Source organism: Rufibacter hautae (genome assembly GCF_008271695.1).
GTDB classification, from domain to species: Bacteria; Bacteroidota; Bacteroidia; order Cytophagales; family Hymenobacteraceae; genus Nibribacter; species Nibribacter hautae.
On record NZ_VKKY01000003.1, the window covers coordinates 694,623 to 720,947 of the forward strand.

General features: G+C 51.1%; 20 protein-coding genes. 9 read left to right on the forward strand and 11 right to left on the reverse strand.

The features are described from left to right. Nucleotides 1–59 precede the first annotated feature (59 nt). Nucleotides 60–1,364 carry a phosphoribosylamine--glycine ligase gene (gene purD, locus FOA19_RS19325; RefSeq protein WP_149092483.1) on the forward strand — a complete coding sequence of 435 codons (1,305 nt, stop codon included), beginning with the start codon at nt 60–62 and terminating at the stop codon, nt 1,362–1,364. Between the two features lie 179 nt (nt 1,365–1,543). Beyond that, nucleotides 1,544–2,827 (forward strand): acetyl-CoA hydrolase/transferase family protein, encoded by a 1,284-nt coding sequence (locus tag FOA19_RS19330; protein ID WP_149092484.1) that lies wholly within the window; start codon nt 1,544–1,546, stop codon nt 2,825–2,827. A gap of 160 nt (nt 2,828–2,987) precedes the next feature. Here the strand turns inward: FOA19_RS19330 and FOA19_RS19335 are convergent, their stop codons facing one another. After that, the gene (locus tag FOA19_RS19335) at nt 2,988–3,404 is read right to left on the reverse strand and encodes a BrxA/BrxB family bacilliredoxin (RefSeq protein WP_149093133.1); all 417 of its coding nucleotides are present in this window, start codon (nt 3,402–3,404) and stop codon (nt 2,988–2,990) included. 516 nt (nt 3,405–3,920) lie between these two features. On the opposite strand from FOA19_RS19335, the gene rpsT reads away from it, so the two are divergent. After that, a complete protein-coding gene (gene rpsT, locus FOA19_RS19340; RefSeq protein WP_149092485.1) occupies nt 3,921–4,178 on the forward strand; it encodes a 30S ribosomal protein S20 in 258 nt (85 codons plus the stop codon). A 279-nt stretch (nt 4,179–4,457) separates the two neighbouring features. On the opposite strand, the gene pyk is transcribed toward rpsT, so the two are convergent. Beyond that, nucleotides 4,458–5,888 (reverse strand): pyruvate kinase, encoded by a 1,431-nt coding sequence (gene pyk, locus FOA19_RS19345; protein ID WP_149092486.1) that lies wholly within the window; start codon nt 5,886–5,888, stop codon nt 4,458–4,460. A 3-nt stretch (nt 5,889–5,891) separates the two neighbouring features. Beyond that, nucleotides 5,892–6,317: an IPExxxVDY family protein gene (locus tag FOA19_RS19350; RefSeq protein ID WP_149092487.1), complete on the reverse strand. Its 426-nt coding sequence runs from the start codon at nt 6,315–6,317 to the stop codon at nt 5,892–5,894. A gap of 177 nt (nt 6,318–6,494) precedes the next feature. Between FOA19_RS19350 and FOA19_RS19355 the strand changes: the two genes are divergently transcribed. The 5 genes from FOA19_RS19355 to FOA19_RS19375 all read left to right on the forward strand — a co-directional run bounded on the left by FOA19_RS19355 (nt 6,495) and on the right by FOA19_RS19375 (nt 11,953). Beyond that, complete coding sequence (locus tag FOA19_RS19355; RefSeq protein WP_048919546.1) at nt 6,495–6,731, forward strand: acyl carrier protein; 237 nt, start codon at nt 6,495–6,497, stop codon at nt 6,729–6,731. Nucleotides 6,732–6,807: 76 nt separating this feature from the next. After that, nucleotides 6,808–8,058: a beta-ketoacyl-ACP synthase II gene (fabF, locus tag FOA19_RS19360; protein WP_149092488.1), complete on the forward strand. Its 1,251-nt coding sequence runs from the start codon at nt 6,808–6,810 to the stop codon at nt 8,056–8,058. A 92-nt stretch (nt 8,059–8,150) separates the two neighbouring features. Continuing rightward, the gene (gene rnc / locus FOA19_RS19365) at nt 8,151–8,813 is read left to right on the forward strand and encodes a ribonuclease III (protein ID WP_149092489.1); all 663 of its coding nucleotides are present in this window, start codon (nt 8,151–8,153) and stop codon (nt 8,811–8,813) included. A gap of 433 nt (nt 8,814–9,246) precedes the next feature. After that, complete coding sequence (gene nadE, locus FOA19_RS19370; RefSeq protein WP_149092490.1) at nt 9,247–11,100, forward strand: NAD(+) synthase; 1,854 nt, start codon at nt 9,247–9,249, stop codon at nt 11,098–11,100. A 220-nt stretch (nt 11,101–11,320) separates the two neighbouring features. After that, nucleotides 11,321–11,953, forward strand: coding sequence for an HD domain-containing protein (locus FOA19_RS19375; protein ID WP_149092491.1), 633 nt, complete (start codon nt 11,321–11,323; stop codon nt 11,951–11,953). Nucleotides 11,954–12,013: 60 nt separating this feature from the next. Here the strand turns inward: FOA19_RS19375 and FOA19_RS19380 are convergent, their stop codons facing one another. From FOA19_RS19380 to FOA19_RS19410, 7 genes are all read right to left on the reverse strand, one after another. Beyond that, nucleotides 12,014–14,470: an outer membrane beta-barrel family protein gene (locus tag FOA19_RS19380; RefSeq protein WP_149092492.1), complete on the reverse strand. Its 2,457-nt coding sequence runs from the start codon at nt 14,468–14,470 to the stop codon at nt 12,014–12,016. 357 nt (nt 14,471–14,827) lie between these two features. After that, entirely contained in the window at nt 14,828–17,350 is a 2,523-nt protein-coding gene (locus FOA19_RS19385; protein ID WP_149092493.1) for a TonB-dependent receptor domain-containing protein, read from the reverse strand. 288 nt (nt 17,351–17,638) lie between these two features. Then, on the reverse strand, nt 17,639–18,553 hold the full coding sequence (locus FOA19_RS19390; RefSeq protein WP_149092494.1) for a carboxypeptidase-like regulatory domain-containing protein: 915 nt from the start codon (nt 18,551–18,553) through the stop codon (nt 17,639–17,641). A 308-nt stretch (nt 18,554–18,861) separates the two neighbouring features. Beyond that, a complete protein-coding gene (locus tag FOA19_RS19395; RefSeq protein ID WP_149092495.1) occupies nt 18,862–21,393 on the reverse strand; it encodes a TonB-dependent receptor domain-containing protein in 2,532 nt (843 codons plus the stop codon). A gap of 466 nt (nt 21,394–21,859) precedes the next feature. Then, on the reverse strand, nt 21,860–22,624 hold the full coding sequence (locus FOA19_RS19400; protein ID WP_149092496.1) for a LuxR C-terminal-related transcriptional regulator: 765 nt from the start codon (nt 22,622–22,624) through the stop codon (nt 21,860–21,862). A gap of 290 nt (nt 22,625–22,914) precedes the next feature. Further along, nucleotides 22,915–23,238: a 2Fe-2S iron-sulfur cluster-binding protein gene (locus tag FOA19_RS19405; protein ID WP_149092497.1), complete on the reverse strand. Its 324-nt coding sequence runs from the start codon at nt 23,236–23,238 to the stop codon at nt 22,915–22,917. Nucleotides 23,239–23,242: 4 nt separating this feature from the next. Then, nucleotides 23,243–24,256 carry an NAD(P)/FAD-dependent oxidoreductase gene (locus tag FOA19_RS19410; protein WP_149092498.1) on the reverse strand — a complete coding sequence of 338 codons (1,014 nt, stop codon included), beginning with the start codon at nt 24,254–24,256 and terminating at the stop codon, nt 23,243–23,245. A 194-nt stretch (nt 24,257–24,450) separates the two neighbouring features. Between FOA19_RS19410 and lgt the strand changes: the two genes are divergently transcribed. After that, on the forward strand, nt 24,451–25,281 hold the full coding sequence (gene lgt, locus FOA19_RS19415) for a prolipoprotein diacylglyceryl transferase (RefSeq protein ID WP_149092499.1): 831 nt from the start codon (nt 24,451–24,453) through the stop codon (nt 25,279–25,281). 113 nt (nt 25,282–25,394) lie between these two features. On the opposite strand, the gene FOA19_RS19420 is transcribed toward lgt, so the two are convergent. Continuing rightward, nucleotides 25,395–26,261 (reverse strand): hypothetical protein, encoded by an 867-nt coding sequence (locus FOA19_RS19420; RefSeq protein WP_149092500.1) that lies wholly within the window; start codon nt 26,259–26,261, stop codon nt 25,395–25,397. Between the last annotated feature and the right edge of the window lie 64 nt (nt 26,262–26,325).

The window sequence follows — 26,325 nt, forward strand, 5'->3', positions numbered from 1 at the left end:
ACGGCGGAACCGTAACTCTATACCTGCCTGAGCCGCACTCAGGCGTTAACCCTGCTTGTATGAACGTACTGATAATAGGAGCGGGCGGCCGTGAGCACGCCCTGGCCTGGAAAATTAGCCAAAGCCCTTACGCTGAAAGAATCTTTGTAGCCCCGGGTAATGCGGGCACTGCCCAGATTGCCACCAACGTAGACATCTCCATCACCGATTTTGAGGAACTGGCCAAGTTCGCCACTGATTTCAACATCATGATGCTGGTGGTTGGCCAGGAAGCGGCGCTGGTAGAAGGCATTGCAGATTATTTCGCGGAGCGGGAGTACCTGCAGCACATCCTGGTGGTAGGGCCGCGCAGAGCCGGCGCCCAGCTGGAAGGCAGCAAAGATTTTTCCAAGCAGTTTCTCCTTAAGTACGGCATCCCCACGGCCCGTTATGAGACGTTCACCGCCGAGACCTTTGACCAGGGCATTGCGTACCTGCAGAACCATCCGTACCCTGTGGTACTGAAAGCCGATGGTCTGGCCGCCGGTAAAGGTGTGGTCATTGCCCAGAACTTTGAGGAGGCTCGCGCGGCCCTGTCTGGTATGCTCCAGCAGAACCAGTTTGGCGCCGCCGGCAGCAAAGTGGTGGTAGAGGAGTTCCTGCAGGGCATTGAGCTCTCGGCGTTCATTCTCACCGATGGCAAAGAGTACGTGCTCCTGCCCGAGGCCAAAGACTACAAGCGCATAGGCGAAGGCGATGCCGGCCTCAACACCGGTGGTATGGGGGCTGTTTCTCCCGTACCATTTGCCGATGACGCCTTCATGAACAAAGTGCGCCAGCGCGTGATTGAGCCCACCTTACAGGGTTTGCAGCAGGAAGGCATTCCGTACACCGGCTTCTTGTTCATTGGGTTGATGAACACCAACGGAGACCCGTACGTGATTGAGTACAACGTGCGCCTGGGCGACCCTGAGACCGAGGCTATCTTGCCGCGCATCAACTCAGATTTGTTTGAGCTCTTCAAGGCGCTGCATGACCATGAACTGGGGCAGTTCCAACTGGAGATAGATCCTCGTTCCGCCACTACCATTTTTTTGGTGTCCGGCGGTTACCCCGGCGACTACGAGAAAGGAAAAGAGATCCACGGCTTGCAGACCGCGCTGCCCGAGAACACCCTCTGCTTCCACGCCGGCACCAAGCAGACCCACTCCGGGCAGATTGTCACCGATGGGGGCCGCGTGATTGCCGTAACGGCCTTGGGCCAGGACATGGAAGAAGCGCTGGAGAAAGCCAACGCCGCCGCCGAGCAGATCACCTGGGAAGGCCGCAACTACCGCCGCGACATCGGGTTTGACCTGAAGCAGTATTTAGCAGAGCGACTATAAACAATAGTACTTCGGCTCCGCCGATGGTTGCAGCGTATTGAGGCTGCTTTTTAAAAATAAGACATGAAATGACAAAGGCCAGCCCAAGTGCTGGCCTTTGTCATTTTTTCTGGGGTACACAGAATTGATCTTTGCGGCAGATTTACGTAGAACGTGAAGCATCAACCTGTAAAGATCCCATGTCTCTCCAACCTGACTATACCACCGCCGAAGAAGCGGTTAAACTGATTAAATCCGGGAACCGCGTTTTTGTGCACGGGGCCGCCATGACGCCGTTGCGCCTGGTGAATGCCGTATCGGCCCGCGGTCCTGAACTCCGGGACGTGGAGTTCATCCATATGCACACCGAGGGGCCGGCACCTTATACTTCCGCTGAGCACGCAGGGAGTTTCAAGACCAATGCCTGCTTTGTGGGAGGCAACATCCGGCAGGCCCTCAGCCAGGGGCACGCTGATTACATTCCTATTTTCCTGAGTGAGATCTCCTTCCTGTTTCGGCGCAACATTCTGCCGCTGGACGTGGCCCTGATACAAGTGTCACCGCCCGATGGGCACGGCTACTGCACCTTGGGCTCTTCCGTGGATATTGCCTTGTCGGCGGTTGAGACCGCCAAAATCCTGATTGCCGAGGTGAATCCCCACGTGCCGCGCTCTCACGGTGATGGGGTAGTACACATCAGTAAGATACACGCCAAGGTGTGGGTGGAAGAGCCTCTGATAGAGCACGGGGGCAAGACGCCCGGCGCAGTGGAGACCCAGATTGGCAAACTAGTGGCTGAATTGGTGGATGACGGAGCCACACTGCAAATGGGCATCGGGGGTATTCCAGACGCGGTGCTGGCGCAACTTGGTAACCATAAAGACCTGGGTATCCATACCGAGATGTTCTCCGATGGCATTATCCCTTTGGTGGAGAAGGGAGTGATTACGGGTGCCAAAAAGAAAATCCTGAAACACAAGATTGTCTCCTGTTTCGTGAACGGCACCCAGAAGGTCTTCGATTTCCTGCATGACAACCCAACGGTGGTATTGAAAGAGGCGGTGTATACCAATGACACGGCCATCATCCGGCAGAACAACAAAGTCACCGCCATCAACAGTGCCATTGAGGTAGACCTGACCGGCCAAGTCTGCGCCGATTCCATTGGCATGTACCAGTTCTCAGGCGTAGGCGGGCAAATGGACTTCATCAGAGGTGCGGCGCTCTCCAAAGGCGGCAAGCCGATCATTGCCCTGCCATCTATCACGAACAAAGGCGAATCAAAGATTGTGAACGTGCTGAAAGCTGGGGCTAGCGTGACCACCACGCGTGCCCATGTGCACTACATTGTGACTGAGTTTGGGATCGCAGATTTATACGGCAAAAACCTTCGGCAACGGGCCCAGGAACTGATCAGGATTGCGCACCCCAACCACCAGGCAGAACTGGAGCGGCTGGCTTTTGAGCGGTTTAAGGTGCTTTAATTGCTGGTTGCTAATTGCTGATTGCTGATCAAAACAATCAGCAATCAGCAATTCGATGTAAATCTGTTTAAAGCCTGATTTCCTGAAAACACTTTTAAAACAGAACGGCCTGACTTATCAAAGTCAGGCCGTTCTGTTTTAATTCAAGAACTACCGCAGATTAGCAGTACTCTTCAAAGGCGCCTTGCAGGTTATCTACAATGCGGGTTAAGTCATTGCCTTCAATGTGGTGGCGCTCAATCACGTGCACCAACTCGCCATCTTTGAACAACGCGATAGAAGGAGAGGACGGAGGATACGGCAGCATGAACTCACGCACTTTGGCTACGGCTTCGGTTTCCATACCGGCGAACACGGTTACCAGTTTAGCGGGCTTTTGGTCGCTGCTGGCTACCGCCATTTTCAGGGCTGGACGCGCTTTGGCAGCGGCGCAACCGCATACAGAGTTAACGGCTACTAACACAGTGCCTTCTTTCTGGCTCAATACAGACTCTACTTCTTCGGGCGTCATCAGTTGCTCAAAGCCAACAGAGGTAAGATCTTCCCGGATAGGGGCGACCATATATTCAGGATACATTGCCATGGGTATGGTGATTTTAAAGGTGAAAACAGTTTCAAGCGTAAAATTACGAAATCAACCGTAAAACACCGCGGTTACCTTTCTGGTTTCCAAAAGGATACTAATTCTCTGGTCAGAAACTGTTCCTAGGGAAGCGAGGAAGCCATTTACTAGTAAGTAGCTTATTTATACAAGTGAGTTGCAGTCAAGAGGAGAAAGGATAGGGGAGTAGTCCAATAGGTATGCAAGGCGTGGGTTTCTGGTGAGAGGAGGGGTAGGAGGGAGGCCATCTATAATGCAGCTATGGGGAAAACTTTTGCGGTAAAGCTGTACTAGCAAATGGAGAAATGTTACCTTTGCAACGCAAAAACACCCAAGCGGGGAACTCTTTCGCTTTTTCTTCCCTTGGGGGGAAGAGCAAAAGCAGAAACCCGATTAAATTTGGGGAAGTTTCTTGGAATTTATCCGGTAAGCTTGTAGTTTTGCAAACTCATTTAGAATCAGAGTCAAAAGCATTTATCTATATTCACAACCATGGCTAACCATAAGTCAGCATTAAAAAGAATCAGATCTAACAACGCGAAACGCTTGCTGAATCGCTATCAGGCGAAAACGACCCGTACCTTTGTAAAGCGTTTAAAAACCACAACCGACAAAGCCGAGGCGCAAGAGCTGTTCAAGACGGTATCTGGTATGCTGGACAAGTTGGCCAAGAAGAACGTGATCCACAAAAACAAAGCAGCCAACAACAAATCGAAATTGGCTCGTTTCGTGAATAACTTAGCTGCCTAGTCTTTTAGGTAGTATTTATAATCTTGGGTATTATCAAAAAGCCTTGCTAGCCGCAAGGCTTTTTGTGTTGTAGGTGCTTGCCGTTTAAAGCCTCCTTTTGGAATTCAGAGCCTTAAACACTTTGCCTGATTATAGAAGCATCATCGCTTTGAAGTAGGTCAGCTAGACCTAACCCGGGGCATCTATTCTAAAGCAGCCTAAAAGAAGAAGGCCAGTCTCTGCAACGAGACTGGCCTTCTTTTATAGCGGTCTGGATATGGAATCCAGTTCCAAGGGTTCTTAGTGAACCACGCTCAATTTGATCATATTGGCGCGTTTCTTCTCCATTACCGGCATGGAGCCGATGTTGATGAAGATATCGCCGGTCTCCAGGTGGCCTTCTTTCACCAGAATCTCTTTCAGGTCAGCGATGGTCTCATCGGTAGACACAAACCGGTCGTAGTAATAGCCTCTGATGCCCCAAACCAGGTTCAAGGTATTCAACAACACGCGGTTGTCTGTGAAGACGAAGATGTTGGCTTTTGGGCGGTGCTTGGCCAATTGAATGGCGGTGTACCCAGACTTAGTAAGGCAGATGAGTGCGCGGGCGTCTGTGTCGCGGGCCAGGGTTACGGCACTTGCTACCACAGTATCGTTGTAGAAAGTAGGAGCTTGTCTGTTGAATACAAAGTTGCGGTGATACACAGCGGCCTGCGACTCTACAGACTTGATGGTGTTGTTCATGCTCCGGATAGTTTCCAGCGGATACGCACCGGCAGCGGTCTCGGCGCTCAGCATCAGTGTATCAGCACCGTCCATTACGGCATTGGCCACGTCATTGGTCTCAGCACGGGTAGGGCGAGGGTTGGTGATCATGCTTTCCATCATCTGGGTAGCCACAATCACGGGTTTGCCCAGTTTGTTGCATTTCTCCACAATCATTTTCTGCAGCATAGGAACGCCTTCCATTCCTACTTCCACCCCAAGGTCACCACGGGCTACCATGATGGCATCGGTGGCCTCAATGATAGAGTCAATATTGCGGATGGCCTCTGGTTTTTCAATCTTGGCTACCACCTTGGCGTCTTTGCCACGCTCCGCGATGATGCTCTTGATCTCATGAATGTCTTCTACCTTTCTTACAAAGGAAAGCGCTACCCACTCCACATCATTGTCTAACCCGAAGTGCAGGTCCTGAAGATCTTTCTCGGTGAGGGAAGGGGCGGTGACCACGGTGTCGGGCAGGTTCATGCCTTTGCGGGGTTTCACCACGCCGCCATATACCACTTCGGTGATGACCTCATTCACACCGTCGGTGCTCAAAACGCGCACTTCCAGTTTACCGTCGTCAATCAAGATAGCATCACCGGGGCGCACGTCCTGGGCCAGGCGGGCGTAGCTATGCGACAACTTCTGGGAGTTACCCATGGATTTGTCATAGACAAAAGTCAGTTGCTGGCCTTCCACAATCTCAATGGCGCCGTCCTGCACATCATTGATCCTGATCTTGGGGCCCTGCAAATCTTGCAGCAAGCATATATTGAAGCCTTCGGCAGCGTTAATGGCGCGTACGTGTTCAATCACCTTCAGGTGTTCGTGGTGAGCGCCATGAGAGAAATTAAGACGGAAAACATCTACCCCTTCCTGAATCAGGGCGCGAAGGCGCTCAGGGGTGTTGCTGGCGGGGCCAACGGTTGCAATAATCTTGGTGTTGTTGAAGGGAATAGCCATGCGCTAAAAAAGCAGGTTTTCTTTATAACGTAAACAATGTGGGTCAAAGGAACGCACGTACTGCACCAGCGGTACGGCATTAAGGGTCTGCAGAATCTCTTGCTGAAGCTGGCTGAGTCCGCCAGACACCTGTATTACATAATCATATTCTTTTATGTCTGGCACCAGAAAAGGCGCCGCCAGAGTGCTGGTGCCCACAGACCGGTTACGGAACAAACGAAGCGTACCGTGTTCTGCCCGGTGCAGGTAATTGGAGATGATTAACCGACCCTTGTTGAGGAAGTCAATGCATAGGTCGGTCTGTTTCACCAGCCGTATCTTAAAGTACTTGTTCAGCGCCCAAGCCAGGGTATGCTCCTTGCTGGATGAGACAACCCCATATAAGTTGAAATCAAAATCGTATTCAACGTCTAGACGGAAAGATTTCATGTGAGTTGCGGTACGCTGGTTGTACTTTAGGTTGGGTTGGCAATTTAAAGAAGTCAAATGGAAACTCAAGTGAACTTCTCAGAAAAGTATCACAATAAAACAATCTCTCGTAATTTGTTTGGCATTGTGTTTCCAAATCTATTTCTTTGCACTGTGTTTTAAAAAACTTCTAAAAAAATGTCAGAAATCGCAGAAAAAGTAAGAGCTATCATTATTGACAAATTAGGCGTTGAAGAATCTGAGGTAACGCCTGAGGCTAGCTTTACAAACGACCTGGGTGCCGACTCTCTTGATACTGTAGAATTGATCATGGAATTTGAAAAAGAATTCAATGTTTCTATTCCAGATGATCAAGCTGAGAATATTGCAACGGTAGGCCAAGCGATCAGCTACCTGGAAGAGCACGCGAAGTAATCTCCTTCCTCCTATTTCCCTTTATCGATCCAATTTTACCTAATTAATATAGGTTCTTTTCCTCTACTAGCAGCGTATGGAGCTTAAGAGAGTTGTTGTAACGGGCCTAGGCGCGCTCACCCCAATTGGAAAAACTGTGGCAGAATACTGGCAAGGACTTTCCAATGGGGTAAGCGGCGCGGCGCCTATTACTCGCTTTAATGCCGGTAAGTTCAAAACCCAGTTTGCCTGCGAAATCAAAGGCTACAATCCAGAAGATTACTTTGAGAAGAAAGAAGGTAGAAAGATGGATTACTTCACCCAGTTTGCCCTCATCGCCAGCAATGAAGCCATCGCTGACTCAGGCATTCTGGAGAACGTGAACAGAGACCGCGTAGGCGTGATCTGGGGTTCTGGCATTGGCGGTTTAAAGACTTTCCAAGATGAGTCCATCCAGTTTGGTTTAGGAGACGGTACCCCACGGTACAACCCCTTCTTTATCCCTAAAATGATTGCCGACAGTTCCTCCGGCAATATCTCTATTAAGTACGGTTTCAGAGGCCCTAACTTTGTGACTACCTCTGCCTGCGCTTCTTCTTCAGACTCTATTGTGGCGGCTTTGAACTACATTAGATTGGGCATGGCCGATGTGGTGGTGACCGGTGGTTCTGAGGCAGCCATCACGGAGTCTGGTATTGGCGGGTTTAACGCCCTCAAAGCCATGAGTGAGCGCAACGATGATCCTTTAACGGCCTCCCGGCCGTATGACAAAGACCGTGATGGTTTTGTGTTGGGTGAAGGTGCCGGTGCGCTGGTGCTGGAAAGCTATGAGCACGCCAAAGCCCGGGGCGCTAAGATCTACGCCGAAGTGATAGGTGGTGGTCTGTCTTCAGATGCGTACCATATCACGGCCCCAGACCCTAACGGCGAAGGTGTGGTGCTGGTAATGCAGAATGCCTTGCGTGATGCAGGAATCACCCCAGACCAGGTAGATTACATCAATACCCACGGAACCAGTACCCCGCTCGGGGATGGGGCCGAGGTGACCGCGATCCAGAAAGTATTTGGAGAGCACGCCTACAACCTGAACATCAGCTCTACCAAGAGCATGACCGGGCATTTGCTGGGTGGTGCCGGTGGCGTGGAGGCAGTAGCGGCTATTCTGGCTATCCAGAACGGCGTTGTTCCGCCTACCATCAACCACTTCACCGATGATGAGAACATTGATCCTCGCCTGAACTTTACCTTTAATGAGGCTCAGAAGCGCGAAGTAAACATTGCCCTCAGCAATACTTTCGGATTTGGCGGACATAACACCTCTGTGATTTTCAAGAAATTCACTGAATAGCATTGAGCCCGATTAGACCGGTCTTTCGCGCAATCCATAAATTCTTTTACAAGGACAAGGCTTTTGTGAACGCCATTACCCATATCACGGGTATGGCACCAGATAATCTGCACTTGTACCAGTTGGCGTTCACGCACACGTCTTTCGTGCGCCAGAACCTAAAGGGGAACCAGGAAACGAATGAGCGGCTTGAGTTTTTGGGTGATGCCATTCTGGGCGCTGTCATTGCCGAATACCTTTTCAAGAAGTACCCCTACAAAGATGAAGGCTTTCTAACCGAGATCCGGTCCCGGATGGTGAACCGCGAGTCATTGAACAACCTGGCCGTAAAGGTAGGGTTGCACTCGCTCATCAAAGTAGACAATGTCTCTGGGGTAACCCGCCACAAGTTCATTAACGGCAACGCGCTGGAGGCCTTGGTGGGTGCCGTGTACCTGGACAAAGGCTACGAAGACACCAAATCTTTCATCCTGAAGAAACTGGTGAAGCCGCACTTTGACCTGCACCAACTCACCACTACCACCAGCAACTTTAAAAGTAAATTGATTGAGTGGGCCCAGGGCCAGAACCGCAGCATCAGGTTTGAAATTGTGGGGCAGAAGCAGTCTGGCAGCACCACTGAGTTTACCGCCGCCGTGGTGGTAGACAACGACATTATTGCGTCGGGCAGCGGGCTCTCCAAAAAGAAAGCCGAGCAAGCGGCCGCCGAGAAGAGCATGGAAGTGCTCAAATCCACTGGCATTATCCTTTCCTAGAATATCCCTTCTATTTTCGGTTCCTTTTACAGAAATCAGCCTCAAAAAGGCAGAAGGTTTTTCCTTTATTGTTACTTTGTATTTTTGGGTAAATGCGCTCAATATGAACGTTTTACCTGGTAGATCATGGTGTAAATAGGGGCTTTAATAGCAGTGATCTCATCGGTGTATATCATTGCAGTTTCCTTCTTATTTCTTTAGAAAGCGGCCCTAATGAGCGCCTTTATTTATGGCTTGTTTTCAGAAAATAGGCCCTTAACTGCTGGGTTAAAAGCGGTGAAATGACCTTAGTTTCTGCCGGTTCTCTTGGTTCTCCGAGGAGGATTTTTAGTTTTGTATCACTCAGGTTGATGGTGGATTACACTCCATAATGGCCGGGTTTTTAACTTGCAAGGCTGTTCTTGCGTTAGATAAGTATAAATACTAGCATCCTATGAAACTTGCCGGCGCCGCCCTCAATCAAACTCCCCTGGATTGGGATAACAACCTCCGCAATATCAAATCGGCCATTGAGCAGGCCAAAGAGCAGAACGTAGACATCCTTTGCCTTCCCGAGATGAGTATTCCTGGGTATGGCTGCGAGGACCTTTTCCTGAGCGAGTGGGTGAGCGTGGAATGCTTTGAGCGCTTGCTGGAGATAAAGGAATGGTGCGAGGGTGTCATCGTGTGTGTGGGTTTGCCCATCCGGTTGAACAACACCACCTATAATTGCGCCTGCGTTATCAAAGACAAAGAGATTCTGGGCTTCACGGCCAAGCAGTTCCTGGCCAACGACGGGGTGCATTATGAGCCGCGCTGGTTCAGTTCGTGGGTGCCTGATACCGTGGCTGAGTTTGAGGCCATGGGGATGACCTACCCCATCGGAGATATCATCTATGAGCACCAAGGCGTGAAGTTTGCCTTCGAGATCTGCGAAGATGCCTGGCGTAACGCCAACCGCCCGGCGTACCGGCACAAGCCCAAAGGCGTGCAGCTCATCATCAACCCTAGTGCCAGCCACTTTGCCATGAGCAAAACCGATGTGCGGTATCACCTGGTAGTGGATGCGTCCCGCGAGTTTGAGTGCACGTATCTATACGTCAACCTACTGGGCAACGAAGCCGGTAAAATGATCTATGATGGCGAGACCATCATCGCGCAAAATGGCAATCTGGTGCTCCGTAACCAACTGCTTTCCTTCAAGAGCGTGGACTTTGAGTGTGCCGAGGTTTCCTTTGAGAATCCGCTACCCCCGGTAGAACTGGACCTCTTGCCGGTGGATGAGAACGTGGAGTTTATCTCGGCTATCTCGTTGGCTTTGTTTGATTACCTGCGCAAAAGCCGCAGCCGCGGGTTTGTGCTTTCCCTGAGCGGTGGTGCCGATTCGTCCTTGTGTGCCGTGGCCGTGGCCGAGATGGTGCGCCGCGCCCTGGAGGAGATCAGCCTGGAGGAATTTGTGCAGAAAACCAATTGCCTCACCGCGGAAGAGCTTCCTGAATACAAGCTACTTTCCGGAAACGAGCTTAGAAATGCGTTGGTGGGTAAACTGCTGGTGACGGCCTACCAAGGCACCATCAACTCCTCCGATGACACCTACCGCTCCGCCGAGGAACTGGCCAAGTCCATTGGGGCTGTTTTCTATAACTGGACCATTGATGAAGAAGTGAAAAGTTACCGGGGCAAAATTGAGCACGCCATTGGCCGTGATTTAACCTGGCAGCACGATGACTTGACGCTGCAAAACATCCAGGCCCGCGTTCGCGCGCCCGGTATCTGGATGTTGGCCAACCTCAAGAATTCTTTGTTGCTAGCTACTTCAAACCGCTCAGAAGCCTCGGTGGGCTATGCCACCATGGATGGCGACACCGCCGGTAGTATCTCGCCCATTGCGGGCGTGGATAAGGCTTTCGTCCGACAGTGGCTGATCTGGGCCCAGCAGCAACTGGGCTATGAAGGCTTGCAGTACGTGAACAACCTGCAACCCTCGGCAGAGTTGCGGCCCCTGGAAAACACCCAGACCGATGAAGAAGACCTCATGCCGTATCCGCTCCTGAACCAGATTGAGCGGCTGGCCTTCTATGACCGTCTTGCCCCGAAGCAGGTGTTTGAGAAGCTAAAAGGCACCTATCCTGATGAGCAATTAAAGCAGTTCATCCAACGGTTCTACTCACTCTGGAGCCGCAACCAATGGAAACGCGAGCGGTACGCCCCGGCCTTTCACCTGGATGACTACAACGTGGACCCGCGCAGCTGGCTTCGGTTCCCCATCCTGAGTGGTGGCTTCCGGGAAGAGCTGAGCGAGCTGTAGAAAGGCTGATTAAAAAAGAATATGATTTTCGTTTAGGGCCTGTTTTCTGTAAAGCAGGTCCTAAAACGATCAAAGGAAGACGCCGTAGTTGCGTCTTTTTTGTTTTGTCTCTGGAAGCAACTTCGGTTGTTTTCGGTTCATTTTCCGTAAACGGACCTTAAACGTTTGGTCTTCGCCGGAAGCGCTTTTGGTGGCGTGTTGGCTTATCCTGCTAGAATCCATGGAAGAATTGGAGTGTCCTTCAAGTTTCAATGAGTTGGAAAGAGCCGCCTGGGCGTTCGCGGTGCAAGCCCATGGCGAGCAGCGCCGCAAGTACCACAATGAGCCCTATGTAAAGCACCTGGAACGGGTAGCCCAAACGGTGATGGCGTACAGCGGCACTACTGGCATGGTCATGGCCGCGCTCCTGCACGATGTACTGGAAGACACCCCGGTGACCGAACAGGAAATGCAATCCTTTCTGGAGGAAGTCTGCCAAGGCTCCATCGTGAAGCCAGCGGAGGTGTTGCAAATGGTCATAGATCTCACCGATCAGTTCACCAAACAGAACGCTCCCGGGCACAACCGCAAACGCCGGAAGCAGATGGAGGTAGAGCGCCTAAGCCAAATCTCTTCCCGCGCCCAAACCATCAAGCTCGCCGATATCATTGACAACACCCGCGACATCATTGCCCAGGACATCAGCTTCGCGAAGGTGTACATCCCAGAGATTGTGGCGTTGCTGGAAGTCCTGAAAAAAGGGGAGCCGTTTAGGTTGTACATGCTGGCTTGTTATGAGGTACAGAAAGCCGTTTACCGCTTAGAGGAAGACCGGCAAAGGTTCCAGAGTCTCCCAGACCAAGAGCAAGAATAAACTCGCTGGTTTAGCGCTCCTTTTTAGAAAAAGAGCGCTAAACCAGCGAGAGATCTGATTCTATTTTCCGCCGCTCAAAGCATCATCGTTCTGAATGGATTTCTTCTGCTTCTGGCTGGCCTGCATCTTCCCGAAAGTCCAGTCAAACCCGATTCTGAACGTGCGATTGTAGTTGATGTTCTGTACGGTTTGCTCGTAACCAGGGGTAATGACGGTGTACTTGAAGATAAAGGTGTTGGAAAACGGATTGTTCACCCCGAAGCTAATGGAGCCTTTGTCCTGCATCACTTTCTTGCGCACCGAGAAGCTGTTGTAGTAGTTCTCCCCGATATTCACCTGCAGCATCTTGCTCTTGGAGTTATAGCCGGCATTTGCTTGCGCAGTTAGGCCCTTGGCGATCTCGTAGCTGGTGCTCAGGTTCAGGTTGTATTGCAGTCCCTCTCTTTTCTGGCGGTTGTCCTCCATGCTCACGTAGTTCAGGTTCAGGCTTGGGCTGATGGTCCAGGTGGGGATTGGCTTGGTAGAACCAGATAAACTCAGCCCGTACACGCGGTTCTTGCCGATGTTGTCATGGGTAATCAGCAATACTTCCCGCAGTTGGTTATTCACCACCAATTGCTCCGGCGCCAATACCTGCTGGATAGAGTTGTTTGTTTGGCGCAGGAACAGGGAGGCGTTGATGGAAGTGGTTTTGAAGAAAGTGTTGTAGCCAACCTCAAAGGCGTGGGTCAATTCAGCATCTAAGGTTGGATTTCCGCGGTACCCGAAGTTGAAGTCTTCCAGCTGCAGGAAAGGGTTCAGCGAGTAGATCTGCGGCCGCTGGATGCGCTGGGTGTAGCTTACCCGTACGGTATGGATGGTGTCAATGGTGCGCGACACGCTTAGGCTGGGGATCACGTTCTGGTACGCGTCTTTGAAGGCGCTTCTCACCAGTTGGGTTTCTTTGGCGTCGTCGTTCCATTGCGAATTCAGGAACACGCCTTTGGTGGTGGTGTGCTCATAGCGGGTACCTAGGTTCACGTCAAATTTTCTCAGCTGGAAAGCGTAGGTGGCGTACGCGGCCTTTACATCCTGGTCATAGTCAAAGTTGTTGATGACGGTAGAATCTGTCTGGGTGGGGAACGTGTACGCGTAAGTGGTGCGGCTATGCGCATCCCGGAAGATAGCTTTGGCGCCCAACTCCAGTTTGCCTCCGTTTTTGTAGGTCTGGGTGTAATCTAGCTGCAGGGTTTTCTCTTCACTGGGCGAGGTGTTGTCGTTTACCTGGCGTTGCACCAAAGGCGCCTCGGGGGAGTAGAGCAGGTTATCGTAAAGGTCATTGGATTCATTGTGGTTCAGTTGGGCCAGAAAGGTCAATTCCTGCTTGGGCTTGAAGGTGCGGGTGTACCCGAAATTCACATCATAGCCAGAGCCGTTCCAGGGGTTTTCCAGGTCTGAGTACGCCACCGGAAGCTGCTCAGAGCCAGCGCCTCGGTTAAGGGTAGTCTGGTAGCCAGAACCCAAGAAGTAATTCCGCCGGGTAGAAACTCCCAGGTTGAAGGCGTTCATGGTATCTGGGTCAAAGGTGAGTTCTGCCTTGGCATTGAACCCGTGGTTCAGAGAAAGATTGCGGCTTTCTTGTTGCAGGGTAGATTGGCCGTCGGTGGTACGGTTTGTCAGATTAAGTCGGCGGTTGTTGCTGTCATAGCCACTCACGCTGGTGCTCAGCCCAAACTTGCCTTTCTTCACGTTTAAACTGCCATTCACGTTGCGGTACCGGCTGCCTAAAGAAAGGCTGGTCTTTCCGCTCACCCCTTGCAGGCTGTTCTTTTTAGTGACGATGTTGATGATGCCAGCCGTTCCCTCCGCGTCATACTTCGCCGAGGGACTGGTGATCACTTCGATGCTTTTAATAATATCCGCCGGGATCTGCTTCAGGGCATCGGCTAGGTTGTTGGCCAGAATACTGGAGGGTTTGCCATCCATGAGGACCCTGAAATTAGCGCTGCCCCGCAACTGCACGTTGCCGTCTCCGTCTACCGTCACCGAAGGCACTTTCCGGAGCACCTCTGAAGCGGTGGTTCCCTGGTTGCTGATATCCTGCTCGGCGTTGTACACCAACTTGTCTCCTTTATCTTCGATGAGAGCTTTCTGGCCCACCACAGTCACTTCCTGCAACTTGGTGGCATTTGATCTCAGGTTGATGTTGGGTAGGGAGATCTCCTGTTTATCGGCTGAAATAGTAAAAGAAGGCACAGACTGGGACACGTACCCCAAGTAACTCACCGAGAGGGAGTAAGTGCCCTTCGCTACTTTGGTGAAGGTGAAGGTGCCTTTTTCATCGGTGATGGTGCCATCCACGGGCTTTCCGGTGGCGGTGCTGGTCAGCGAAACGGTGGCAAATTCCACGGGTTTGGTAGTAGCCGAATCCAATACTTGGCCCGTTATTTTACCGGCTGGGGTTTGGGCCTGCGCCCGCAGGGGAGAGGCTATGATGAAACAAAGAACGAACAGAGTAGCAAGGATGGAGAGACGCATTGGGATTTCTTTTGCAGGTTTAGGGTGTATCACATCAGGTTCACAGGGACGCACTTCTTCCAGCCGCCGCTACCACCTGGTAGCCGCGTGGGGCGGAATAGGACATCTTTCGTGGGATTGGGTAAGCAGTTGATGCGCGCAACTGTCTATTAGATGTGAGACTTTCTTCGGCGGTTGCCTGAGTTGCAAACTTTTTTCGTTTTCGTGCTATTTCTGGCAAAACAAGCTGAAAACGCCTAGTTAATTTTTCAAGGCTGAAGAAATCCTTTCAAGGAAAGCGATCTCCCAAATTGGTAAGGGCAAAAAAAAGAAGCACCACGTAAGGAGTGCTTCTGGTAAATTGGAAGAAAGGTAAACTTAGTTGCCTTCTCCGCCTTTGGCGTCATCGTTTCGGATGGACTTGCTGCGGCGCGGCTTCTGGTTCATCTCCATTTTCCCGAAACGGTACGAGAAACTCACCCGCACGCTTCGGTTGTAATTCTGGTTGATGCTGTTCTGCTCAAAGGTGGTGCTGCGCAAATCAGAAGTGAACTTGATGGTCTTGGAAAACGGATTATCCACGCCCAGGCTCAGGCTGCCTTTCTTGTCCCACAGCTGTTTCCTGATGCTGAAGCTGGAGTAATAGTACCCCGAGAATTTCCCCTGTATGGTGGGTCTAGGTGAGCTGTAATTCCCGAAGAACTGCACCGCCAGGTCTTTCCCGAAATCATAGCTGGAGTTGAGGCTGGTGTTGTACTGCATGGCGGAGTTGCTTTGGAGCGTACTCTTAAGCGTGATGTAGTTCAGGTTGAAAGAGCCCCCGATGGTCCACTTAGGCATCGGCTTGGTGTTCCCCGAGAAACTGAGGCCGTAGGTAGCGTTCTTCCCGATGTTCTGGTAGGTGTTATAGGAGACACCGGGCTGTTGCCAGGTACCGTCCAGCACGGGCAAAGCACCTTCGTCGCCCACAATGCGGCGGATGGATTCAATGGCGTTATTGGTCTGTCGCAAGTACAAAGACACGTTCACTGAGCTGGTCTTGAAGTAGTTGCTGTAGCCCAACTCATAGGCATGCGACAACTCCGGCTCCAACTCCGGGTTCCCGAACGACACGTTCTTTGCGTCTATGATATTCACGTATGGGTTCAGGTACCAGATCTGCGGCCGCTGGATGCGTTGGGTGTACCCCACCCGCACCGTCTGGCTTTTGAAGTTGCGGGAGATCAGAATATTGGGGATGAAATTGTAGTAGTTGTCTGTGAACGGGTCTTGGTAAGGTTGGATGTACTTGCCGTCAATGGCCGTGTACTCAAAGCGGGCCCCAGATTTCACGTTGTAGTTTTTAAACAGTTTGAAGCCGTAAGAAGCGTAGGTAGAGTACACGTCCTGGTCATAGGAGAACTCATTGGGCCGCAAATCTTCCGCGCCGGTAGAAAGTCTGAGTCTGCGGTACATCGCATCGCTTTCGGCGTGGCGCAGGATGCCTTTGGTACCTACCTCCAGTTGGGTTTTGTTCTGGAACGGATGCACGTAATCTACCTGGAACGTCATCTCGCGGTTGGAGCCGTCATTGGTGTTGCGCAAAAGCGTGTCCAGGGTGTAGTTCTGGTTCAGGAAGATGTCCTGGTCTGAGGAGCTGTTGTTCTGACCTTTGTTCCATTGCGCCAATACCGACAATTCCTGCTGTGGCTTGAAGATGTGGGTGTACCCGATGTTCGCGTCTACAGAAGCATTCTTGTTGGCACCCCTCAGGTCATTCTCAATCTGCTGCAGGCCATTGGGGTCTCTGGTCAGGGAGTTCTGGAAGCCCTGGTTGCGGTAATTACCCCGGTAAATATTGATCCCCGCATTGATGGTGTTGGAAGAATCCAGGTCGGCGTCGAACCCAACTTGGCCATAGACCCCGCCGCCACGCCGTTTAGATTCTCCCATCTGATCCAGGAAAGAATCAAACTTCTCAAGATTGGGTCTGCTTTTGGTAGAGCGGTGCAGTTCGCTGTCGTTTTGGTTGTTGTATTGTTGGTGGGTACCCAAACTGGCATTGAAGCCTACCTTTCCGCGCCGCACGTTCACGTTACCGTTTCCGCTGGAGTTTCGGTTGCCCACAGAGGTACTCACGCTGCCGTTCACGCCGTACAAAGTGTTCTTTTTGGTGATGATGTTGATGATCCCCGCCGTACCCTCTGCGTCATACTTGGCCGAGGGGCTGGTAATCACCTCCACGGTTTTGATCATGTCTGATGGGATCTGCTTCAAGGCATCGGCCACGCTGTTGGCCATGATGCTGGAGGGCTTGTTGTTGATGAGCACCCGCACGTTGGAGGAGCCGCGCAACTGCACGTTCCCGTCCAAATCCACCGTAAGCGAAGGCACCTTTTTGAGCACGTCTGAGGCGTTGCCGCCAATGTTGGTGATGTCCTGATCGGCGTTGTAGACCATGCGGTCCACTTTGTCTTCCACCAGCGGTTTCTCGCCTACCACGGTCACCTCCTTCAGCTTGTTTTGGATGGGTTTCAGCACAATGCGGCCCAACACTATCTCAGGGTCTTTGTCTGACACGATTATCCCGGCGCGGGTGAAACTCTCGTAGCCAATAAAACTCACCGAAACAGAATAAGTGCCGTTCGCCACCCGTGACAAAGTGAAGCGGCCCCGATCATCGGTCACGGTGCCGTCAATGGGTTTTCCGGTGGCGGTGCTCACCAAAGAAATCGTCGCGAACTCCACAGGCTTGGTGGTGGAAGAATCAGTGACTACGCCGCTTATCTTCCCGGCTACCCGCTGCACCCCTCCGCCCGCTGCGGTGGCCGTAGAAGGAGTAGGGACAAGGGAGGAGGTTTGTGCCCGCAAGGAGGCCACAGTTGCCAGGCTAAGGCAGGCAATAAGTAAAGGGTGACGCATGAAGGGAGAGTTGGAAGATAGAGAAAGGGTTGAACGATAGGTTAATTGATTTAATAAGTAATAGAAGAAAAGCTAATTTGGTATTCAGAAACAGGTATATGCAGAATGATTTTTTGGGGATAAATTGTCTGTAGAGCAGTCAGTGAATTAGACCTTTTTTCAGAGCGATGGTTTAAATCACTTTCCAAAGACAGACAAAAAAGAACGAGGTTGCGCCGCCTAATGGGAGGACGGTTGTTTTAAGCTTGATTTTCTTAAATGCTGGCTAAAACAGAAAGTAGAAGGCGGTTAGTTTTGGCGCTGCACCTCCACGTTCATGCCCATGCCAAAAGAGGTTATTTTCTCCCATTTGGCCTGGCTGGCATCTTTATGGAACGTGGTATGGAAACCGGGCAAGGCGCCCGCAATGGTTAAAGCCAACGCATCTTTTTTAGGCAGGCAGTCTATCCATTCCAAAGAAACCACAAAATCGTCTTGGACATACAAGTTGTAGGGCTCCAGGTCAACCGCAATCCAGCCTCTTTTCTGGTTTTCAACGGTCACGTAAATGTCTTTTGGGGCAAGGTTCTGATAGGGTAGGTTGTCTTTGACCGAATAAACATTTAACCTGAATTTGACCAGATCATACTTGTTCATGGTGAGGCAGAAATTCAGCTTGTTCAGGAACGCGGTTTTGGGGCCGTTTTTGATCAGAATGCCCATTTCATGCCCCAGGTTTTCGTGCAGGGAGCGCTGAAACATGGCAAAGTTGTGGTGCACCATGGTGACAGGCCCGGCACTGCCGCCCAGTTTTTTCGTCTTCCATTTCTTTACATGAACGTCTACCTCGGCAAGCTGCACAGGCTGGGCATCCAGGGCAATAACGAGTTTATTTTCCGGGGTTCTGGCCTGCCACAGGTTGCTGACTTTCACTTCTTTGGCCGCAAAGCCAATGGCGGAAATCCTGACCATTTCCTCCAGTTTTTCCTGAGAAACCGAAAAGCTGAAGTTCCCTTTCTCGTCTGAGATGGTGCCCTCTGACCCGTTCAAAATCCCGATGCTGGCATACGCAATCGGCTGCCCCGTCTGGCTCTCGGTGATGGTGCCGGAAAGAGTTATTTTCTCCCTTTTTACCAACACCTCACCCTCCCACGAGGGGATGGTAAAGGAGCATAGCAAGAGAAATAAACCAAAAAATGCAAAGGTTATGTAGGATCGGTTCATGTCGGGGGAATCCTGAATAAGATGGGCTCTTATTCAGGATAATAGATTAAATATTGGATGGAATATTAGATTGTAATATTTAATAAAAGATAACAGTGTAAACATTCATTGGGCTAAAAGGCAGTATGATTATTCAACGCGAGGTATATCAATTAAATTGTATATAGAATAATTATATATTATCCGGAATTCAACCGACCTTCTTTTCTGTTTTAAGGCCGTTTTATCAGAAGCAGGCTCAAAACCTTTGAAAAGCAGAAGAGCGATAACTGGGTAGTCATCGCTCTTCTTATGGGTGCTAAAACGGCTTACTGAACTCCGCCGCCGTCGCCTTGTTTGGCGTCATCGTTGCGGATAGATTTCTTGCGCTTAGGCGGTCCTTGCTGCTGCATCTTCCCAAAGCGGTACTCAAAGGTTAACCGGAAACCGCGGTTGTATTGAGTAACCAAGGTCTGCGTGCTGAAAGGTAGTCTCTCCTCGGTGTTTTGGTTTACGCCAGACAACTCGTTTCTGAACTTCAGGGCTCTTCTGAACGGATTGTCCATCCCTAAGCTTAAAGCTCCTTTTTTCTCAAACAGTTCTTTCCGGATAGCCAGGTTATGGTAAGAGAACGAAGAGGCAATTCCTTGCAGTTGAACCCTGTCAGAGTTGAAGCCCCCGGAGAACTGAGCACTCACGCCCTTCCCGAAGGTATAGCCAGAGCTTACGTTAATGTTGTACATCACACCTGAGTTAGACGCGAAGGGGGCGTTCAAATCCACGTAGTACACGTTCACATTTCCGTTGATGTTCCAGGCCGGAACAGGCTTGGTAGAGCCAGACAAGGTCATGCCGTAGGTCTTGTTCTTGGCGATGTTGTTGAACGTCACAAAGGTGGTGTCTCGCAGCACTTCAGAAACAGACTCAATGGCATTATCAGTGATGCGCATGTACGCCGACACGTTGATAGAAGTAGTCTTGAAGAAAGTGCTGTAGTTCAGTTCATAGGAGTCGGTTAGCTCGGCATCCAGTCGTGGGTTACCGTACACCACCAGGTTAGGGCCTTGTTGCTGGCGGTACGGATTCAGGAAGAACAACTGCGGCCGCTGGATACGCTGGGTGAACGTAGTACGCAGTTTGCTGTTCTGCGTCAGGTCATAGGCCAGGGTGATGTTGGGGATGAAGTTGTCGTAATTGGCGGTGAAATCTTGCTGTGGGTTGACAAAATCACCGGCAACATCGGTGTACTCATAGCGTCCGCCAAACTTCAAGGCAGTCTTCTTATTCAGGTTGAAGCCATAAGACAGGTAAGAGGCAATCACGTTCTGGTCATAGGAGAAGTCTCCATTCAGGTCTTTGCCGTTATACAGAGAGGAGCTGGATACATCGCGCAGAATGCCTTTGGCGCCTACTTCCAGCAAGGTGTTTTTAGGCATTGGGTGCGCGTAATCTGCCTGGAAGGTGAGTTCCTTGTTAAGGCCTTCGTTTTCATTGATGGTAGTGGAACGCAAGGGGCCCTCAATCTCATACCTTAATTGGTTTACCTCATTGTCTTGGTCAGTCTGGCTGTAGAGCGCCAGCAACGTAAGCTCCTGCTGCGGTTTTTTGAACTGGTGGGTAAAGTCCAGGTTCAGGTCCATGCTCAAACGGTTATTATTGTTCTTCATGGACAGGTTGTACTCATCGGTGAGCATTGGCTCCTGGAAACCAGTGGTTGCTTCGTTCTGCGCTGCCTGAAAGGTGTTGGCGTTCTGGTGTGACCGCATCTTGAAAGAACCTGTGTTCACCCGGATACCGGCTGACAAGCTGTTCTTCTCATTGATGTCATAATCCAAACCTAACTGCCCGAAGCCAAACATCCCGTCAACGGTGCTGGTACCTAATTGGGTAGTGGTGTTCTCAAACAATTCCTCTGCTTCGTTTCTGGCTTGGTTCACTTGGCGCAGGTTCATGGACCCTTTGCTGTAGAACCGGTTCACGCCTGCATTCACGTTCACGCCTACCTTACCCTGTTTCATACTCACATTGGCGTTTCCGTTGCTGCCGCGGGTACCGGCGGTAAGGGTGGTAGAACCCGTAACGCCCTGGAGGCTGTTTTTCTTCGTCACAATGTTGATGATCCCGGCAGTACCTTCCGCGTCATACTTGGCCGAGGGGCTGGTGATCACTTCTACGTTTTTGATGACATCAGCGGGGATTTGCTTTAAGGCATCGGCCACGCTTCCGGCCATCACGGTAGAAGGTTTTCCGTTGATAAGTACCCGCACGTTGGAAGAACCCCGCAGTTGGAGGTTACCATCTTGGTCCAAAGCCACGGAAGGTACTTTCTGCATCACGTCGGCGGCAGTACCACCGGTGTTTGTGATGTCTTTTTCGGCGTTATACACCAGGCGGTCTACCTTGTCTTCAATCAAAGGCTTTTCCCCCACCACGGTTACTTCCTGTAATTTGGTCTGGGCAGGAGCTAAGGCTACTTTGTTCAGGTTCGCGGTTTGGTCCTCTGCGGAGATGGTCACCTGCTTCATTTCCTTGGTCTCATACCCAATGAAGCTGATGTTAAGCGTATAGGTACCGTTGGGCACCCGGTTTAGGGTGAAACGACCTTTCTCATCGGTAACGGTGCCGTCTACGGTCTTGCCGTTGGCGGTATTGATCAGGGCAATGGTAGCGAACTCAACCGGCTTGGAAGATTCTGAGTCTACCACCGTGCCGGTGATTTTGCCGGCTCCCTGGGGAGTTTGGATGGCAGGAGCAGCCCCGGCGGGAGCCCCTTGCGGGCGTGGGGAATTCACTGGATTCTGCGCCCAGAGCGGGGCAGAGGTAGCGCAGCTTAACAAGGTTAAGAGCAGAAGTTTTTTCATACAGAGGTTAAAGAAGATAATTGCTTTTGGGGCTGACAAAGGTAACCAATGATTTGCGGGGATTCGGGTATTAGTGTAACACCCGTCCGCAGAGCACCAGTATTTATTCAGTTGTAGCATTAGTATGCCCGGCCGGGCGATTATTACAGCCCCAAAAACAAAAAGAAGCTTTTTAACAGAACCTTAACATTTTCGCTAACAGGTCATCTGCGTAATAGGCGTGATATGAAGTGGTTGCCTTCTTCTGGTTTGCTTTCCCGGAAAGGCCTTGAAGCAGCGGAAAGGAACAGATGAGCTATCCTTTGAATGTTCTTCCAAGAAACAACAAGACGATTGGCAGAACTTAAAAAGGAAGCCGAAATCAGCTTTGTTCTGAAGAGTTTTTCTGCTAACCGTTAACAAAGAGGTGAGGAGCTGTTTCTAAGCTGATTTCAAGAAAAGCGCCGTAAAACGAAGATAGGTTAACTTACAGCCAGCCTTCCCGCACAGCCCGGGCAATGAGTTCAGAGGTGCTGGCGGCCCCGGTTTTGGACAGCATATTCTTGCGGTGCGTGTTCACGGTGTGCTGGCTGATGTAAAGTTTCTCGCTGATTTGGGAACTGGGGAGCCCGGCAATAAGCAGGGACAGAATCTCCTTTTCCCTTTTGCTCAGGAGTTCCCGGTCTGGGGAAAAGACGTTTTTGGCCTGGACGTTTATGTAAGAGGGTTCCCCTTCCAACCCGATGTAGGAAAGCATTGGCAAGCCATCTTTCTTCAGGTGCGAGATGTCTGTGTGTATCCCCAAGGTGCGTAACACTCCCCCAGAAACATCTACCTGTATGGGCAGCACCTGCTGAAGTATGCGGAGATACTCGCCGTTGGCCTTCTTGATCCGGTAATCATAGCGTATTTTGTACTTCAGGCTTCTGTCGGGCGGTAAGCTCAGTAGGAAATCCTTGGCCGCGTCTTCATATTTCAGGAACCAGGCCAGATCATCGGGGTGAATTCTATCCAGAATAAAAGGGGTGGTGATCTCCTGTGGGTCGTAGCCCAGTACCGGCAGTACGTTGTGGTGCACAAAGTCTACCTTGGCTTCCTGGCAGTTGAAAATGTAGTGGTAATAATCGCCTACCTGAAAGATGTTCAGGAGTTTTTTACGCACTTTCAGCTCAAACTTGAGTTCAGGAACTATGGCTTCTTTTGAGATTTCTTTCCAGATTCTTTGCGCTTCTTCAAAAGCAGTGAGTGGCATTGGAAGGTTTTTTTAGTATTAAATATTTTATATATCTATCTTTTTAAATTTGCTTCAAGGTACAACTTTAGTGGAGATATTATGCAAAGTAGCCTAGAAGAAATGACTATTATTTTGCGCTATTATCCACGTTAGTGAACACACAGAAAAGGAAAATTCATATTTATTCAATCTCTGTTAATTCGTAATAGCCTTGTTTTGAGCTGATTTTGACAAAATAACTCTAAAACAGAAAGCCCCGGCCTATGCGTTTGAAACATAAGCCGGGGCTTTAAAATGCGTGGTATACTCTAGTGGTCAGACATCACCCGCAGCACCATGCCATCCAACTCTGGGGTAACCCTTATCTGGCAAGAAAGGCGGCTGCCGTCGCGCAGGTTGGGTAGGTTCTCCAGCATGTAGAGCTCATCGTCAGAGGCCTCGGGCAGTTCAGGGGCCTCAATAAGTTCCACGTGGCAGGTAGCACATAGAGCCATGCCGCCGCAGGTAGCCAGAATATCGAACTCGTTCGCTTTCAAGGCTTCCATTAGGCTCAGGCCCATGTCTGTGGGTACGGGAACGGCAACGCGCTCCCCGTCTTGGTTCTCTACGTAAACGGTGATGTCTTCTTGCATGGCATTACATGGTTGGCACTCCGTTTACGGTAGTGTATTTCAAAACGAACTTCTTATTTGGGTTAACAATGGAGTACGCGCTCTGCGCCATCAAGGCCGCCTCATGGTAGCCGCACAAGATCAGCTTCAGTTTGCCCGGGTACGTGTTGATGTCGCCAATGGCGTAGATGCCGGGGATGTTGGTGCTGTAGTCCACGGTGTTCACCACAATAGCAGATTTCTCCAGTTCCAGACCCCAGTTCTCCAGCGGCCCCAACTTAGGCACCAACCCGAAAAGCGGGATAAAGTAATCGGTCTCTATCTGGTACGGCTCGGCTCCGTCTGGAGCCAGGGTCACGGCGTGCAGTTGCCCGTTGCCGTGTACCTCGGTCACGTTTGATTTCAGGAGCAGGCGCATGTGGCCTTCCTCGGCCAGACTGGCCACTTTCTCGGCAGATTCCGGCGCGCCTCTGAACGTGGTTCCGCGGTGCACCAGGGTAAGTTCTTTGGCTACATCGGCCAGGTAAATGGCCCAGTCCAGGGCAGAGTCACCGCCACCGGCCAGCACCACACGCTTGTCACGGTAATGCTCTGGGTCCAGGATCATGTAGTTCACGCCTTTGCCGCCTTCAAAGTTGGCTAGGTTGTCAATGGCTGGTTTGCGGGGCTCAAAAGAACCCAATCCGCCGGCAATTACCACCACCTTGCAAAAAATCTCAGTTCCTTCATTGGTCACCAGTCTGAAAGAGCCATCTTCCAGTTTCTCCAGGTCCTCTACGCGCTCGCCCAGGGTGAAGGTAGGGTGGAAAGGAGCGATCTGCTCCATCTGGTTCTTGATCAGGTCACCGGCCAGGATGGACGGGAAGCCCGGGATGTCATAGATGGGTTTCTTGGGGTATATCTCAGAAAGCTGGCCGCCCACCTGAGGCAAGGCGTCTACCACGTGGCACTTCATTTTGAGAAGACCTGCTTCAAACACGGCAAAAAGCCCAACCGGCCCGGCGCCAATAATACAGATATCAGTAGTTACAGTTGACATAAATGGTATAGTAATTCACACAGGCAGTCTGGCATCTGCTTTCCCGCCAATATTGGTGGTGCGCAAACGTTACACTTTATGGTTTGCGCCCACAAAGTAACATCATTTTCGGGTAAAGTGTTTCCTCAGAAGCAGAAGTGATTCTTGCCACTCCTAGATTAAATTGTAATTTTAGCCCCACTAACCTGTTTTACATGCTAAATTTTATCACCTGGGACGTTTCTCCCGATATTTTTTCCTTAGGGCCGGTGACGGTACGCTGGTATGGTTTGCTTTTCGCGCTGGCTTTTGTGCTCACACAACCCATTGAGAAATACATCTACCGCAAAGACGGCCGCACCGATGAAGACGTGGATATCCTGACCATGTACATGATCATTGGCACCGTGATTGGCGCACGCCTGGGGCACTGCCTTTTCTACGATCCGGTGCATTACCTGTCTAACCCGCTGGAAATTTTCAAGATCTGGGAAGGCGGCCTGGCCAGCCACGGCGGTACCGTAGGTATTCTGCTGGCCCTGTACATGTTCTGCCGCAAATACAAGTTTGATTACCTCTGGGTCTTGGACCGGATTGTGATTGTGGTAGCCGTGGGCGGTGCCTGCATCAGGTTAGGAAACCTAATGAACTCTGAGATTATCGGCCGGCCGACGGATGTGCCGTGGGCGTTCAAATTTGTGCGTAATAACGAGTTGTTCAACGGGGTACGTGCCTTTGTAGACCCGCGCCACCCTACGCAGCTCTACGAGAGCCTTTTCTGCGTGTTTCTGTTTATCCTGCTGTATTTCCTCTGGAAAAGAGGAGCAGGCCAGGTCCGCGGCCTGTTGTTCGGGCTGTTTGTGACCTTGCTGTTCACGTTTCGGTTCCTGGTGGAGTTCCTGAAAGAAAACCAGGAAGAGTTTGAGAACGCCTTGCCGTTGAACATGGGCCAGTGGCTGAGTATTCCGCTTATCCTCATCGGCATTGTGGTGTTGGTGAACGCCGCCCGGCAGCCCAGGCAATCGCAGCCAAGGGTAAACGCCTAGCCTTTTTAAGCTACTTTTCAGAAAACAGCCAGTAAACGCCCGGGCCTCACAAGTATACTTGTGAGGCCCGGGCGTTTTTTTGTTCTATGGATTTCTTCTCAAGAGTTACGCTTTTACAGCAAATACCTGAAGAGGTTGCCTTCCTCATTGGTGATGACCAGGTTCTGGTTGTCTTTGAAAAGCACGGCTTCGGCCTGCCCGATGGCTGGTAGATCCATGACTCTGGGTGTTTGGGAGAAGAACTGGGTAGAACCTTTGGTTATCGGGTACAGGTACAGTTTGCCATAGGTTAATACGGCCAGGCGGCGGCCATCGGGGCTGAGGTCAGCGGAGGTTACCAGGCCATGCAGTTCTTTCTTGCTCACTAGACGGGCGGTGTGGGTACCAGCGTCATCGGGGAGGACGTACAGTTTGGCCGTGCGCTCGGCCCCGCGGTCCTTGGAGATGAGGTACAGTTTGCCGTTCTGCCAGAAGAACGCCTCACAATCAAAGTTGCGGTTTTCCTTGGCTATCTTCCCTGCCGGCAAATCGTCATAGCTGAACTTGATTTGTTGCGCTTTAAACCCATTTCTTACCGATACTTTGTAGATGCACAGGTCTTTGCGTTTGTTGCTGTTGTTGCCCATGTCGCCTATGTAAAGGTTGCCCTGGTTGTCTTCGGTCAGGTCTTCCCAGTCGGTGTTGGTGGCGCCTGCAATGGTCACTTCCTGCAGCAGTTTGCCTTGCTCATTGATCTTGTAGAGAACGGGCGCATTGCCGGCATCGTTGTGCGTCCAGTAGGTGTTGGGCTTATCGGCGAGTTCCAGGCCGGAGCTTTCCACCACGGCGCCGGGCAGTTTGGCCAAATGCGTGAGCGTGCTGGTTCCTGCAGCCTTAACAGATGTGTTCTCCGGAGTCTCGGCAGGATAGTAACTGCTGAAAACAAAGGCGATGGGAAGTGCCAGAACTGGCCACAGATGAAGGTGGGGGAGTCGTTTCATGTGGTCGGGTTGTAGGGTAGGTGAATGTGTTTTTCCGGCCGGGCCGGAAATTTGTTTAACGAAT

What these genes read in the sequence shown, in the direction of transcription:
- FOA19_RS19400 (WP_149092496.1), bottom strand. Translation starts at nt 22,624, where the DNA reads ATGCCACTCACTGCTTTTGAAGAAGCGCAAAGAATCTGGAAAGAAATC.
- FOA19_RS19380 (WP_149092492.1), bottom strand. Translation starts at nt 14,470, where the DNA reads ATGCGTCTCTCCATCCTTGCTACTCTGTTCGTTCTTTGTTTCATCATA.
- FOA19_RS19420 (WP_149092500.1), bottom strand. Translation starts at nt 26,261, where the DNA reads ATGAAACGACTCCCCCACCTTCATCTGTGGCCAGTTCTGGCACTTCCC.
- FOA19_RS19330 (WP_149092484.1), top strand. Translation starts at nt 1,544, where the DNA reads ATGTCTCTCCAACCTGACTATACCACCGCCGAAGAAGCGGTTAAACTG.
- FOA19_RS19350 (WP_149092487.1), bottom strand. Translation starts at nt 6,317, where the DNA reads ATGAAATCTTTCCGTCTAGACGTTGAATACGATTTTGATTTCAACTTA.
- rnc (WP_149092489.1), top strand. Translation starts at nt 8,151, where the DNA reads ATGGCACCAGATAATCTGCACTTGTACCAGTTGGCGTTCACGCACACG.
- nadE (WP_149092490.1), top strand. Translation starts at nt 9,247, where the DNA reads ATGAAACTTGCCGGCGCCGCCCTCAATCAAACTCCCCTGGATTGGGAT.
- FOA19_RS19395 (WP_149092495.1), bottom strand. Translation starts at nt 21,393, where the DNA reads ATGAAAAAACTTCTGCTCTTAACCTTGTTAAGCTGCGCTACCTCTGCC.
- pyk (WP_149092486.1), bottom strand. Translation starts at nt 5,888, where the DNA reads ATGGCTATTCCCTTCAACAACACCAAGATTATTGCAACCGTTGGCCCC.
- FOA19_RS19375 (WP_149092491.1), top strand. Translation starts at nt 11,321, where the DNA reads ATGGAAGAATTGGAGTGTCCTTCAAGTTTCAATGAGTTGGAAAGAGCC.
- purD (WP_149092483.1), top strand. Translation starts at nt 60, where the DNA reads ATGAACGTACTGATAATAGGAGCGGGCGGCCGTGAGCACGCCCTGGCC.
- FOA19_RS19335 (WP_149093133.1), bottom strand. Translation starts at nt 3,404, where the DNA reads ATGTATCCTGAATATATGGTCGCCCCTATCCGGGAAGATCTTACCTCT.
- FOA19_RS19405 (WP_149092497.1), bottom strand. Translation starts at nt 23,238, where the DNA reads ATGCAAGAAGACATCACCGTTTACGTAGAGAACCAAGACGGGGAGCGC.
- fabF (WP_149092488.1), top strand. Translation starts at nt 6,808, where the DNA reads ATGGAGCTTAAGAGAGTTGTTGTAACGGGCCTAGGCGCGCTCACCCCA.
- lgt (WP_149092499.1), top strand. Translation starts at nt 24,451, where the DNA reads ATGCTAAATTTTATCACCTGGGACGTTTCTCCCGATATTTTTTCCTTA.
- FOA19_RS19410 (WP_149092498.1), bottom strand. Translation starts at nt 24,256, where the DNA reads ATGTCAACTGTAACTACTGATATCTGTATTATTGGCGCCGGGCCGGTT.
- FOA19_RS19355 (WP_048919546.1), top strand. Translation starts at nt 6,495, where the DNA reads ATGTCAGAAATCGCAGAAAAAGTAAGAGCTATCATTATTGACAAATTA.
- FOA19_RS19390 (WP_149092494.1), bottom strand. Translation starts at nt 18,553, where the DNA reads ATGAACCGATCCTACATAACCTTTGCATTTTTTGGTTTATTTCTCTTG.
- FOA19_RS19385 (WP_149092493.1), bottom strand. Translation starts at nt 17,350, where the DNA reads ATGCGTCACCCTTTACTTATTGCCTGCCTTAGCCTGGCAACTGTGGCC.
- rpsT (WP_149092485.1), top strand. Translation starts at nt 3,921, where the DNA reads ATGGCTAACCATAAGTCAGCATTAAAAAGAATCAGATCTAACAACGCG.